Here is a 13,789-nt window from a genome sequence, read left to right as displayed (position 1 = left end):
TTGGTTATATTTCAATATCCTTTTTCGCGATATCTTCATTTTTGAAGAAAATAGCAAATATTATCATTACCACAAAGGCGAAACCTGCCGGAACTATCCATATTTGTTGCCAGTCGTGTGTACCATCTGCATTTAAATAAAGGTCACTGATTTGTCCTGCTACCCAGAAACCAATCAACATTCCCACACCATAAGTAGCGAGAGTAATTAAGCCCTGAGCCGCACTTTTAATTTTTGGTCCCGCTTTAGAATCGGTATAGATTTGCCCGGAAACAAAGAAAAAGTCGTAACAAATTCCATGAAGTGCAATTCCAAGGATTAGCATATAAACTAACTCGCCTGCATTACCATAAGCAAATAGTAAATACCGAAGTACCCAGGCTAACATCCCAGCCAGTAAAGTAATTTTAAAGCCGAATTTCTTAAAAAAGAAAGGAAGTAATAAAAGGAAAAGTGCTTCAGAGATTTGCCCTATAGACATCATAAAAGTAGGATCTTTCATTCCCACTTCAGAAAGAAATGGGTTGGCATTTTGGTAATAAAAAGCCAAAGGAATACAAATTAAAACCGATGAAATAAAGAACATCAAAAAGTTTCTACCTTTAAGTAAAGCAAGTGCTTCCAGGCCTAAAATATCAGATAAGGTTACTTTCTCGCCTTTACTGCTTGGCGGGGTTTTAGGTAAAGTAAAACTAAATAAACCTAAAACTGCAGAAGCAACGGCAGCCATTAAAAACGTATATTTTAACATTCCTTCTTCTCTCGCCATAGCAGAATCCCAGCCAAATACCAGGCTAATTACCACTCCAGAAACAATCCACCCTAAAGTTCCAAAAACCCTGATGCTGGAAAATTGTTTAGAAGGATCTGTCATTTGGTAAAAGGAAATGGAATTTACCAATGCCAGGGTAGGCATATAAAGAATCATATAGCCTAAAACGAAAGGATAGAAATTAGTAAAATCTTCCGATTGAAACATCATATAAAGCAAAACCGCTCCTACAAGGTGAAGAAACCCTAAAATGCGTTCAGCATTAAAAAAGCGGTCAGCAATGAGACCAATAATAAAGGGAGCGATAATTGCTCCCCAGGATTGTGTAGAAAAGGCCATCCCGGTTTGGGCACCGGTGGCACTTAAATTTTGTCCTAAAAATGTTCCTAAAGTTACAAACCATCCGCCCCAAATAAAGAATTCGAGGAACATCATGGTTGATAGTTGAAATCTGGTTAAACTTTTCATTATCTACTCTGGCTTCTCTTAGTTATTGTTAGTGTTTAGCTCGCTGCCAACTTCTATTAAAAGTTCTTTGGTGGCCTTAATGCCTTCTTCAGGGGATAAATCTTCACCTTCATATTCTACACCCACAAAACCGGTATAACCTGCATCCTGTACAATTTTAAGGATTCTTTTATAATCTAATGTAGTTTCTTCTCCTTCTTCGTTAAAAGCATAAGATTTAGCGCTTACAGCTTTTGCATAAGGCATCATTTCTTCTATTCCCTGGTATTTTGGATACTCCGCAATACACTTGGCTTCCCAACGTTCTCCACCTTCTCTTTTAAGACAGAAATTTCCAAAGTCGGGTAGGGTACCACAATTTTCCATATTTACATCTTTAATTACTTCTACCAGTAATTCAGCATTGGAAGAAAGGTAACCGTGATTTTCTACAAGAACATTTACATTTTTTTCAGCTGCATATTCACTAAGAGCTTTTAAACCTTCGGTAGCTGAAGTTTTCCACTCTTCCGGCTCTTCACTTCCAAAAAGATTTACGCGTATAGAGTGAGCTCCCAAAAAACTGGCAGCATCTACCCATTTTTTATGATTTTCAACGGCTTTCTCACGTTCTGCTTTATCAGGGCTGGCTAGTTCACCTTCCCCATCTACCATAATTAAAACATTTTCTACATTAAACTCTTCACTTTTAGCTTTTAAAGTATCCAGAACCTTCTGCATAGCTTCTTCCGGATTTTCTGCTTTTTTAATTTTTTCAGCATAAAAAGAACTAACATATTCAATTCCTTCAAAACCCATTTCATTTGCCCTTTCAGCAAAATCCATAGGATCTAAATCACCTGCAAATATTGGTTTATTAAGAGACCATTGAGCGAGAGAAAGTTTAAAGAAAGGCTCCGCATTTGCTTCGGTTTCAACTTCTGCAGTTTCAATATTGTCTTTTTCTGATTTTTGGTCTTTACAGGAATAAATTCCGAGAAATAAAAAAAGGAGAAGTGAAAAGGGAAAAAATCTGGTTGGTGTAATTTTCATAAAATAGATTTAAAAGTTGCTAGAATGTGATGTTCCGATTTTTTTAGAATCTTAAAAGTATACTTTTTTTTAAAGAAGCAAAATTATAACCTTAAATTTATATATTTGGGAGGATTCGATTAACTAAATTATTAATTAACTACAAGACAGTGAGCAATTATTATGAAAATGACACTTATGATGCTATAGTCGTAGGTACAGGAATTAGCGGCGGTTGGGCCGCGAAAGAGCTTAGTGAGAAAGGATTTAAAACCCTCGTTCTGGAACGTGGGCGTATGGTTAAACATATAGAAGATTATCCTACCATGAACGATGATCCCTGGGATTATAAGTTCAAAGGACAATTAACGCGTGAAGAAGAAAAACGCCAGCAAAAACAATCCCGTACAGGTTATACTACGAATAAGGCTAGTGCGCATTGGTTTGTAGACGATATAAAGCATCCCTATAATGAAACCAAAAGATTTGACTGGATGCGTGGATACCACGTAGGCGGAAGATCTATTATGTGGGGAAGGCACAGCTACCGTTTAAGCGATCTGGATTTTACTGCAAATAAAACCGATGGTCATGGTGTAGATTGGCCAATTCGTTATAGAGACATTGCTCCGTGGTATGATTATGTAGAATCTTTTATCGGGGTAAGTGGTGAGAATCTTGGTTTAAGCCAGTTGCCAGATGGGAAGTTTCTACCGCAGATGCCTTTAAATTGTGTGGAAGATCACCTTAAAAAAAGTATGGCCGAGAATTTTACGGACGGACGTGTTTTAACTGCGGGACGTGTGGCGCATATTACAGGCGATAAAAAATTTGAAGGGCGTTCAAATTGTCAGTTTAGAAATAGATGTATTCGCGGGTGTCCTTACGGAGGCTATTTTAGCAGTAATTCTTCTACATTACCTGCTGCCGAGCGTACTGGTAATATGACCTTAAGGCCAAATTCAGTAGTTCACGAAGTAGTTTACGATCCTGAAACCAAATTGGCTACCGGAGTAAAAATAATTGATGCTGAAACTAAAGAAAAAATAGAATTTAAAGCTAATGTAATTTTCCTTTGTGCTTCTGCCATTGCTTCTACAAGTATCCTGATGCAATCAAAATCTGATCGATTTGAAAACGGAATGGGTAACGATAGTGGAGAATTAGGACATAATGTAATGGACCACCACTTTAAAGCTGGTGCTTCTGGAAAATATGATGGTTTTAAAGATCAATATTATAAAGGAAGAAAACCTAATGGGATCTATTTACCCCGATTTAGGAATATAAACGGAAGCGGTAACCTTGGTTTTATTCGTGGTTATGGTTACCAGGGAGGTGCCGGTCGTGGAGATTGGAGTGAAAGTATTGCCGAAGCATCTTATGGAAAGGAATTAAAAGAAGCTATTGTTAAACCTGGCGGCTGGACTATGGGCTTAATGGGCTTTGGAGAGACCTTACCTTACCACGAAAATAAAATGACCCTGGATTATAATAAAACCGATGAATGGGGCTTACCAACCGTAACTTTTGATGCAGAGTTCAAGGAAAATGAACTTAAAATGAGAGAAGATATGGTAGCACAGGCAGTAGAGATGCTGGAAAAAGGCGGGTTTAAAGATGTACAGGGCTATGATGATATTGGTGCTCCGGGCCTTGGAATTCACGAAATGGGAACCGCCCGAATGGGAAGAGATCCAAAAACATCGGTTTTAAATGGTAATAATCAGGTGCATGCAGTTAAAAATGTTTATGTAACTGATGGGGCTTTTATGACCTCTGCAGGCTGCCAAAATCCATCTTTAACCTATATGGCTATGACGGCAAGAGCAGCAGACCATGCTTCAAAAAATTTCAAAAAATCTAACGCTTAAAATTAGAGTTATGAACAGAAGACAGGCATTAAGAAACATAGGACTTGGAGCGGGGGCCATTATTGTAGGCCCAACTACCTTAAACCTTTTACAAAGCTGTAAAAATGAGCCTACTTATAACTGGGAGCCTACATTTTTAAGTGCATCAAATGGTTTTGCGTTAAAACAGATTTTAGAGGTAATTATTCCAAAAACTGAAACTCCCGGAGCCGAAGATCTAAATATTGCAGAATTTATAGATTCCTACATTCAAGAAGTAGCTTCTAAGGAAAGACAGGAAAAGTTCAAACAATCTGCAGATGCATTTTCAAGAGCATTTAAGAATGAATTTGATAAAGAAGAGGGAGAAGGAAGTCCTGAGGAATATGAACAAATGGTGGCTAAATACCTAAAGGCTTCTCCTGCTGAAATGGATGAGATTGCAAAGCGAAATACCGAAACTCAAGATCCACAGGATAGGGATTTAAAAGTTACTTTAGACGCAGATGCAGGTTCCCTGGCATATTTGCAGGAAGTACGTAATATGGGAATATGGGCTTATAAAACCAGTGAAGAAATTGGTGAAAATGTTATGTGGTACGATCCGGTTCCCGGTGAGTATATCCCTTGCGGACCATTAGACGAATTGGGCGGAGGTAAAGCTATGTCTCTTTAATCATTATTTAAAACTTAAATCTCATTACGAATAATTAAGCCCTCACAGTTTCATTCTTTGAGGGCTTTTTGCTTTTTTAAAATCAGAGTTTAGCGTACCTTTTCTTTGTGTTCTTATTCGGCAATAGGAAGGTATATGTCTGCCTGCCATTGCGATTCATCTCCTCCCATTTGGGGATTATTCTGAAAAACCTCCAGGATATTCTCCATTTTCACTGCAATATTATTTTTTTCAGCATAATCTATTAAATGCAACCAGGCATAATGGGAAAACATATAATTTCCGTAAAAACTGGCTTTTAAGGTTTTTTCCGCAGGGATATTTTTGATCTTAATAATGGGATGTGCCGGATATGTTTCCATTTTAGCGATAGGAAAACAAAAATTAAAACTGATTTGTTTAGTGGTTTGATCCCAGGAGTCAATTAGTATCCTGGGCCTGCCGCGGGTTTCTAATTTATTGTTAAGAATATAACCAGATAATATATCTATAGTTTTCATCATCTCAAAGGCTTTCTGCTCAACGCTACTTTTAGCATCAATACAAGCACAAATATTTTCAGGAGAAGAGGTTTTTCCTTTGATTTTTACAGAATATAGTTCGCGATGGGCATTGAGTGCTTCTTTAAAAAACTGAATTTCTTCTTTCATTTCCTTTTGGAAATCGTTTTGCTCCATTAGCAATAAAAAACGATCTTTTAGGGAATGGTCTTGATTCTTAATATTGACTTTTACCTTATAAACAGAATCATTCTTTTTGCTAATAACCCAATTAAGGTCGTAGGATTCATCACCTAATTTTGCGTCTTGTACTACATTAGAAAAGTCAGCTTTAATCGCTGTGTTCTTAATCTCCAAATCATTAAATCGAGGTACATCCAACCTATAGGCTATTTCGCCTGGAATTGCTTTAGTTTCAAAATGAATTGCATAATCCCTATCCTTAATTGCAAAATACCAGAGCAAAAAAAGCACAAGTATACCTATAAGGATGAACAGCCAATTTTTTTTTGACATTTACTTAGTAGGTGAGGGGTTGTAGGTTGAGGTCTTTTACCACGTGGTTGCCCAGATTTTTCCCTTGAACAAGGCCATTTTCTATAGCAGCACGGTAATGTATACCGCCATACAACCTACTTACAGCAGCCTCGCTGGCAGCGTGAGAGAAAGATTTAAAAGATCTTACCGGTAACCCATATTTTACTTCAGTATCGTCTTCAAAACTAAATTCTTCTCCAAAAATTTTGGTAAGCACTATAGAAGCTGCACCTGATACAACTGAATGCCCGCTGGAATATTCCGGGAATGGCGGAGTTTGTAAAACGGGTTTCCAATTTTCATCTACGTACTTATTAATCAAGGTTTCAGGTCTTACCAAGTTACTACTGTATTTTTCCTCCCAGCAACTTATAAATCCGTCCGCAAGGGCGATGGCCGTGGCCGTGTATGCGTAAGAACTTTGAGCGAAATCAAGATCGGCTTTTTTTGAGGCTATTTTGCAAATACCCATCCAGTGGCCTCCGGGAGTTATCTTTTTTGTGGCAAACATTAGATGACCACGTTGAGTAGAGACATAAGGATTGCAATCCCAAAACTGAGCAATTTTAACTTCTTCAGCTTCATCTCCTTCTTCCTCCATTTTTTTGTTTATTTCATAAACTTCAATAAGTTCATCATAAAATGCAGTGCCTTCTTCAAGGGAGAATTCGGGGTGAGGTGCCGGTTTAAATTGGGAAGCAGAATCTAGTGTAAAAGGTCTAATTTTTGGCCAGTGTGGCTCAATTCCATCCATATAGGAAGGCGGCGTAGGTTGCCAGCGTCCCGGGTCGTCACTATACACAGAGTATTTAGGCATAGTACGCGTTTCTTTATAATTATCTTTATCTATCCATTTCGAAAGATGCTGCGCAACTTCCAATCCGTATTCTTTTGAGGTATTGAATTCTTCCTCATTGGTTTTTTTCCAGGAAGTATAAAGACTGTCACGGTAGGAGGTAAGTAATTCTTCAGAAAAGATCAATTTTTTTCCTATCTCCATTTGGGCAACCAGTGCTGCAAGCTTAAGGTTTACCTTAGTGATAGAATCAGCTTTTGGAATTGGTTGTAGTTCTTCGAAATTTGAAGTTAGATCAATTAAATCTTTATTCTCCTGCCTTATAATTTGGTAGGCGGCCAGATTGGAATAAGCATATATTCGGCTGGCTACCGGAGGTGAAAAAATATCATGTACCATAATATCTGTGATCTTATCAACGGTTTGATGATAATTTTCAGCAGAAATTATAATAGGTTTTTCTTCCTTAGTACAGGAACTGAAGACAACAGTACAAATAATTATATAAAGTAATTTCTTCATTTAATCCTTTAATTTATAGAATTCTGGTTTGCCGTTATTTAGGCTTACCATAAGATAATCATTGCCCCTGAAAGATACAATGTCTAAGTTTCTTACACTTTTTTGCGTCAAATTTAAGCCAATTTCAACGCCCTCCAGAATTTCGCCTTTATTTGTAATAATGTTTCCTGCCAGGGCATCAAATCTGCCGTGATAAGGTGTTACTCCAAAATAATTCCCCGCTACCAATACTTCTTCCTGATTATCTTTATCAAAATCTGCTTTTAAAAATGCCAAAATAGGTGCAACCTGTAAGGCATTTTTAAACGCCCTAAAAGTAAACTTTCCATCCTTATTTAGCAAATATCCGGAAGCCATTGTGTGTACTTCCAGTACTTTAGCTTTTTCTAAAACTTCTTTATCGAAAATATTTTCAATAGATTTTCCGGCAAAATCCTTATAAGCCGGGAATTTCTTGCGTAAATAAGAAAGTTGTCCCACAAGTTCATCAAGCCCGTTTGCAGGATAATATTTTTTATTTTTTGCATAAGCTACAATTGTTTCTGTGCTTCCGTTATTGTCGAAATCTGAATAAAACATTTTTAGCGGAAACTCTGCTGAGGCAGCGAATTTTGTGTTCAGTCCCCAATTTCCCAGCAAATAATCCATTTCACCGTCATTATTTATATCAAACGGAACGATGCTTTGCCAAAGGCCATTTAGTTTTTTATCCAGTATTTTTCCTGAAATATTCTCTAATTTTCCCTTATTATTTCTGAAAAATTGAGGTGACATCCATTCGCCAATTACGATAAGATCTTCCCGGCCATCTTTATCAAAATCGGTCCAAATAGCGTTAGTTACCATTCCTAAGTTTTCTAATTCTGCATTCTTCTGAATCTTAAAATTTCCGTCTTCATTAATAAGCAAATAGGAGGATGGAAGTTTTCCAAAATCGTTAGAAACTGCCGCTCCGCCTACAAAAATGTCTAGATCCCCATCACCATCAATATCACTTAATTTCGCTACTGAAGTATTTTCGAAATATTCAGGCAATTCTTTAGCCGTTAGTTCCGCCTTTTCAAATGCATAAAGTCTATCCAGTAAAGCATCCGCCTCGCCATAAAATTCACCACCGCCCGAAGTAACAAAAAGTTCATTGCCGCTATCATTATTGAAATTCGCAATAACTGCAGAGGTATTTTCAGTTTTTTCATCTGCTTTTAATAATTTTAGATCCTGTTTTTTAAAGAAATTCTTTTGTTGAAAATAGATTTCTGCCGGTTCAAATTTTGAATTTCCGAAGTAAATATCCTCCAGGCCATCAGCATTTAAATCTCCAACTGCAACCGCTGGGCCTCGATCTGAAATTTGATAAGGAATCAATTTTTGGCGATCAAAGTCGGTATACCTGTTTTCCCGGTGATTGAAATTGATACCCGGTAAAGAATCTATTTTTTCAAACCAGGGTTTTGGAGCAGGAAAAAGTCTTTTATAATCAATTTTCTCAAGATTCTGATTTGGGCTAATTTTTAAATGCTGATTTAAAACAACTCCTGTTTGTTTCTGAAAAGTATTGTCTGGCCAAATAATTAACAGGGAATCTAGTTTCTTATTCTTCTTAAATCCGAAATGAATAATAGGTTGTGAAGAAGATTGAAATCCCTTAGAATTATAGAGTTGACGGGTTTGCATTTTGCCATCCTGCCAGGCAATTACTTTTGTGCCAATCCCGAATGTATTTTTATTAATTAGCTTAAATGATAATTGTAAGTAAGCCGAAGTGGAATCAGATTGATTTTCGTAAATACTCGCATTAGCATCAATATTATTACTCACAATATCCAAATCTCCGTCATTGTCTAGATCGGCATAAGCGATTCCCGTAGAGATCACAGAATCGCGTGCAATCCATTTGCCCGATTGATCTTTAAAATCAAGACTTTCAGAACCTTTAAAAACATAATTATGCACCTTTCCAGAAGGCATTCTATCAAGGGCTTCGTTATCTACCAGGCGAGTATTATTTATTTTATTCCGGATCTGGTTACTGGAAACGTATTTAATATAATCCAGGTCGTTAGGGCGTTTTGGAATTCCGGTTGCGATAAAAAGATCCTGAAACCCATCCTGATCAAAATCGGCGAATAGGGGAGCCCAACTCCAATCTGTTGCCGCTACGCCATTTAGAAGTCCGGTTTCCTGAAAATATTCTCCCCGTTGGTTAATATGAAGCATATTCCTGGTATACTGGTTATGATACCCAAGTTCTTCGGTTTTCAGTTTATCCAGGTCTCGGGGATCGTCACCTACAGATGCTTTTAAAACTTTTTCATCTTCAGGAAGCATATCCAGCGTCATCATATCTATAAAACCATCATTATTCACATCGGCCGCATCATTTCCCATAGAAAACCGACTCACATGCCCAAATTTAGATTTTAGCGTTTCGGTAAAGGTACCGTCGCCGTTATTTAAATAGTAATAGTCGTCTTCGTGAAAATCGTTACTTACATAAATATCGGTAAAGCCATCATTATTAAAATCGGCGGTAGCCAGGCCAAGACCATAACCATTTGCACCTCCATAAACGCCGGCTTCTTCGCTTATATCTGTAAATTTTCCGTCGTCATTTCTTAACAATTTATCGCCACTTTCTGCAATGCGTTTATTCCGAATATCAGCCGGGCCATAAGTATTTACGGTGTGTACGGCGTGGTTTAGGAGGTACATATCTAAATCGCCATCGTTATCAAAATCGAAAAAAGCAGCGGTAGAAGAATAATTCTGAAAATCTAGTCCGAACTCTTCGGCTTTTTCAGTAAATGTACCATCGCCGTTATTGATGAACAATTCATTTTTTCCGTTTAAACCGTTGATTCCAGACACGGCACATACATAGATATCCAGAAAACCATCGGCATTCACATCGGCCATAACCACACCGGTATTCCAGTCTGATCTTCCTGCCACGCCAGCCTTTTCCGTAAGATCTTCAAATTGCATATTTCCCTTATTGAGAAAAAGCTTGTTTTTCACCTGGTTTCCGGTAAGGTAAATATCGGGTAACCCATTGTTATCAACATCTCCAACGGCAACACCACCGCCATTGTAGTAGTACAAATAATCTAAAATATTAAGCGCATTGGTTTCTGTAAGCTCGTTGCTAAAATTTAAGCCTGTAGTTTCTGCCGGAAGTTTTTCAAAGAGAAAATCCTCCCGTGTTTTTTCTTTTTCACAGGAAGCGAAAAAGATCATTAAAAATATCAGGTTAAAGAGCTTTTTCATCGAACTTAAAGATTTTTGGTTCCTGATTATTTATGGCTACCAGAATGAAAATTTCTCCATTTTTATTTGAAATTTTCCGGATATACTTTACTTCGCCATCAATTGAAAATCCCGATTTTTCTGCTGGAATGATTTCCATATCCCCCTTGTTGTCAACTTTAAGCAGAAGTCCCTTGTTTGCGTCTAAACGGGAAAATTGAGGTTTTAAGTCATAATCGTTTCCGGCGAGCAGGAAATAGTTATTTTCATCTTTAGTGATTAAATGTTCAATCGCGTGAATGCTGGAAAATTGTGCTTCAGCGGGAAGTTCTTTAAACTCATAATTTCCTTTAGAATCACTTAAGGCTAATAGACTTTTAAATGTTGTTATTTCTTTTACGATGGAATTTTCAACAAACTCAGTAGAAAAGAGCTCTTGAATAGATTTTGTGGCATATTCTGAAAATTTTAAATTCTGCTTTTTGATTGCGGATATTTGTCCGGCCAATTCCCGTCTTAAATGAATAGGAACATCCTTGCCATCAATATTTCTGGTGAAAATTTGCTCTATTGTGCCATTATTGTCAAAATCGTTAATATAAACTTTAACCGGGTTTTCGGATGAAGTTTGATAAAACGAGTTAGTACCTCGATTTCCTAAAATAAAATCAGGGTTTTCATCTTTGTTTATATCGAAAACTGAAAGTGCTGTCCAGGCTCCGGAAATTTCGTCTAGATTATTATTTGCCAGTTTAAAGGAACTTCCATTGTTTAAAAGAATTTTAGGCGCCATCCAGTCGCCCGTTAGCACGAGATCTTTTTTATCATCCTTGTTGGTGTCGCTCCAGGCGGCATCGGTGATCATTCCCAGATCGTTAAGAATATAAGCTTTCCCGTCGGTCACATCTTTAAAACTTCCTTTTCCATCATTTTCTAATAATAGATGTTTTGGGTTAATTCCAAAAATTCCCGGAACACTTCTGGTTCCTATAAATAGATCGGTATCGCCGTCATCATCAAAATCATAAGGCGCGATTACAGAAGTATTTTGAGCGGAATTAGGCAGCTGGTATTCTGAAGTTCTAAAATTACCATTTCCCTGATTTATATAAATTCTATTACGAAATACTTCTTTATCTGCGTTTGCTTCATTCCCGCCTGAACCTACTATTAAGTCTGGTTTATTGTCGCCATTTACATCAGCAAAAACGGCATAGGTGTCTTCAAAATTTTTATTTGAGGTAAAAATTTTGAGACTTTTTTCGCTGAAGTTTCCAGAATTATCCTGTAAATAAAGAACGCCAGCCTGGCCTTTTGCGCCTCCTAAGTATAAGTCTTCGTTTCCATCTCCGTTAACATCTGCCACAGCTAATGCAGGACCTTCCCGGGACAACATTTTTGAGATAAGCCCTTCGTAATCGTAATCTATATAGTTATTCTCTGTGTGTGCTTTAAAGTTTGCGTTTACTTCAGAAAATACAGGTTTTATATTATTTTTTTGTGGCTTATAGGTTGAATTAGCTTCAGCCTGATTAAACTCTAAGGTTGTATTGATCTTAGGATTTTCAACAAGCTGGGTTGATCTATCTGGCCAGATAATCCTGAGGGAATCTATTTTTTCTGCTTTTCCCAGGCCAAATGTTAAGCTGTAATCTATTGAAGACTGAAAACCTCTCGTAGGAATCAATTCCTGGGAAATGACTTGATTATTGAGGTAGAGTAGTGCCTTACTGCCAATGGCAAACGTGTTTTTATCTTTCCCTCGAAGTTTTAATTTTAAATAACTATTCCCCAATTTTTCTGAAGATCTATTTTTGTAAATAAAGATTTCCTGGTTTACATTGTTTACCACGAGGTCGAGATCGCCATCATTATCAAGGTCGGCATAGGCTGAGCCGTTAGAGAAGCTGGGTTCCTGTAGACCCCAATCTTTAGTTTTATCATCAAATGTTAGATCTTGTTTATTCTGAAAAGCATAATTGGGAATAGGATTGCTGGGCATTTCACTTAGAATGGAATCAAATTCTTTTTTCTTACCGGTAAGAACCATTTCCTGAAGAATATCGTTAGCAAAGAAATCCATAAAATCCTGGTTAGTAAGGTCGTGGTAGATACCGTTACTCACATAAATATCTTTGAAGCCGTCATTATCCATATCAAAAAGTAGGGCGCCCCAACTCCAGTCTGTTTGTGCTACACCGCTTTGAAATGCGATTTCAGAGAACGAATTTTCTCCGGTATTTAGCTGTAAGGTGTTCTGCATAAACTGGTGATAGAAATCCCTACTTTCTTTAAGTTTATAGATGTCAAATCGCTCAAAATCTGTAGTTTCTTTAAGTCGTTTATCGCTTTCCGGAAGCATATCGGTCACAAAGATCTCTGGTTGAGCATCGTTGTTAATGTCGGCCATATCTGCACCCATAGAAGAAAGACTAAGGTGTGAAACCCGGTTTTTAATGTCTTCATTAAAAGTGCCATCGCCGTTATTTATATAAAGGTAATCCCGCTCATAAAAATCATTCGAAATATAAAGATCGGGTAATTGATCGTTATTTACATCACCTACGGTAACTCCGAGCCCAAAACCTATTAAGCTTCCGTAAATTCCTGCTTCTTCACTAACATCGGTAAATTTCTCGTCATCATTACGTAGTAATTTATCACCACCGCCTTTAAAAATTTCCGGTAGGTCCCAGTCTTCACTTCTAAGATCACGTTTATTATTAAAACTAAGGCTGGAAACCGGGATAAAGCTATTGTTGAGGATGTATACATCAAGATCGCCATCCCCGTCATAATCAAAAAACGCGGCGTGGGTGGTAAATCCGTTTTCATCTAAATTATAAGAAGCGGCGTCTTCAGTGAATGTAAGATCTCCATTATTTATAAAAAGTTCATTTTTACGATCTGCCCCTTCAATATTTCCGGCATTGCTAACATAGATATCTAGAAATCCGTCGTGGTTAATGTCTACGAAGCTAACTCCGGTGCTCCAGTTTTTTGTTCCTGATGTGCCTGAACTAAGCGTGATATCTTCAAATTGAAAATCACCTTTATTCAGGTAAAGTTTATTTTTACCAAGATTTGAGGTTAAGTAAATATCCGGTAGTCCATCATTATTGATATCACCAATACCTACACCGGCACCATTATAGAAATTTCGATACCTAAAGATGTTGAATTCTTTAGTATTGGTAATAGTATTTTCAAATTCTATTCCTGTTTCTTCAGAGTGCATTTTTACAAATAAGGCATCTTTATTTACTTCTTTGTCCTGTAGTTCTTTTTCCTGCTTATCGTTTGTACAGGAGATAAAAAACAAGTTAATAAGTATTAAAATGAAAGCTGAAGAAGTAGGGAAGTGGAGGTTTAATTTCATTAAGCTAATGCATATTTTGATATGGGCTT

At 37.2% G+C, this 13,789-nt stretch carries 8 protein-coding genes; 2 read left to right on the top strand and 6 right to left on the bottom strand.

The features are described from left to right. Positions 1 to 4 precede the first annotated feature (4 nt). Positions 5 to 1,240: a nucleoside permease gene (locus tag APB85_RS16540; protein ID WP_057480734.1), complete on the bottom strand. Its 1,236-nt coding sequence runs from the start codon at positions 1,238 to 1,240 to the stop codon at positions 5 to 7. Between the two features lie 18 nt (positions 1,241 to 1,258). Beyond that, on the bottom strand, positions 1,259 to 2,272 hold the full coding sequence (locus APB85_RS16535; protein ID WP_057480735.1) for a sugar phosphate isomerase/epimerase family protein: 1,014 nt from the start codon (positions 2,270 to 2,272) through the stop codon (positions 1,259 to 1,261). A 149-nt stretch (positions 2,273 to 2,421) separates the two neighbouring features. Here APB85_RS16535 and APB85_RS16530 point away from each other — a divergent pair, with 149 nt between their 5' ends. Next, positions 2,422 to 4,125: a GMC oxidoreductase gene (locus APB85_RS16530; protein WP_057480736.1), complete on the top strand. Its 1,704-nt coding sequence runs from the start codon at positions 2,422 to 2,424 to the stop codon at positions 4,123 to 4,125. A 10-nt stretch (positions 4,126 to 4,135) separates the two neighbouring features. Then, positions 4,136 to 4,780 (top strand): gluconate 2-dehydrogenase subunit 3 family protein, encoded by a 645-nt coding sequence (locus APB85_RS16525; protein WP_057480866.1) that lies wholly within the window; start codon positions 4,136 to 4,138, stop codon positions 4,778 to 4,780. A gap of 113 nt (positions 4,781 to 4,893) precedes the next feature. Here APB85_RS16525 and APB85_RS16520 read toward each other — a convergent pair whose 3' ends face one another. The 4 genes from APB85_RS16520 to APB85_RS16505 are packed head-to-tail and all read right to left on the bottom strand — an operon-like array spanning position 4,894 to position 13,760. Continuing rightward, a complete protein-coding gene (locus tag APB85_RS16520; protein ID WP_057480737.1) occupies positions 4,894 to 5,796 on the bottom strand; it encodes a hypothetical protein in 903 nt (300 codons plus the stop codon). A gap of 4 nt (positions 5,797 to 5,800) precedes the next feature. Continuing rightward, positions 5,801 to 7,135, bottom strand: coding sequence for a vanadium-dependent haloperoxidase (locus tag APB85_RS16515; RefSeq protein ID WP_057480738.1), 1,335 nt, complete (start codon positions 7,133 to 7,135; stop codon positions 5,801 to 5,803). Further along, positions 7,136 to 10,402, bottom strand: coding sequence for a VCBS repeat-containing protein (locus APB85_RS16510; RefSeq protein WP_057480739.1), 3,267 nt, complete (start codon positions 10,400 to 10,402; stop codon positions 7,136 to 7,138). Beyond that, positions 10,386 to 13,760: a VCBS repeat-containing protein gene (locus tag APB85_RS16505; RefSeq protein ID WP_057480740.1), complete on the bottom strand. Its 3,375-nt coding sequence runs from the start codon at positions 13,758 to 13,760 to the stop codon at positions 10,386 to 10,388. The genes APB85_RS16510 and APB85_RS16505 overlap by 17 nt, the downstream gene beginning before the upstream one ends. Between the last annotated feature and the right edge of the window lie 29 nt (positions 13,761 to 13,789).

The sequence above is a fragment of the Salegentibacter mishustinae genome (genome assembly GCF_002900095.1).
Classification (GTDB): domain Bacteria; phylum Bacteroidota; class Bacteroidia; order Flavobacteriales; family Flavobacteriaceae; genus Salegentibacter; species Salegentibacter mishustinae.
Note: the sequence above shows the minus strand (reverse complement) of the source record. Positions and strands in the feature narration are given on the sequence as shown.

Coding starts and splice junctions, on each gene's coding strand:
- APB85_RS16540 (WP_057480734.1), bottom strand. CDS start 1,240: ATGAAAAGTTTAACCAGATTTCAACTATCAACCATGATGTTCCTCGAA.
- APB85_RS16535 (WP_057480735.1), bottom strand. CDS start 2,272: ATGAAAATTACACCAACCAGATTTTTTCCCTTTTCACTTCTCCTTTTT.
- APB85_RS16525 (WP_057480866.1), top strand. CDS start 4,136: ATGAACAGAAGACAGGCATTAAGAAACATAGGACTTGGAGCGGGGGCC.
- APB85_RS16520 (WP_057480737.1), bottom strand. CDS start 5,796: ATGTCAAAAAAAAATTGGCTGTTCATCCTTATAGGTATACTTGTGCTT.
- APB85_RS16515 (WP_057480738.1), bottom strand. CDS start 7,135: ATGAAGAAATTACTTTATATAATTATTTGTACTGTTGTCTTCAGTTCC.
- APB85_RS16510 (WP_057480739.1), bottom strand. CDS start 10,402: ATGAAAAAGCTCTTTAACCTGATATTTTTAATGATCTTTTTCGCTTCC.
- APB85_RS16505 (WP_057480740.1), bottom strand. CDS start 13,760: ATGAAATTAAACCTCCACTTCCCTACTTCTTCAGCTTTCATTTTAATA.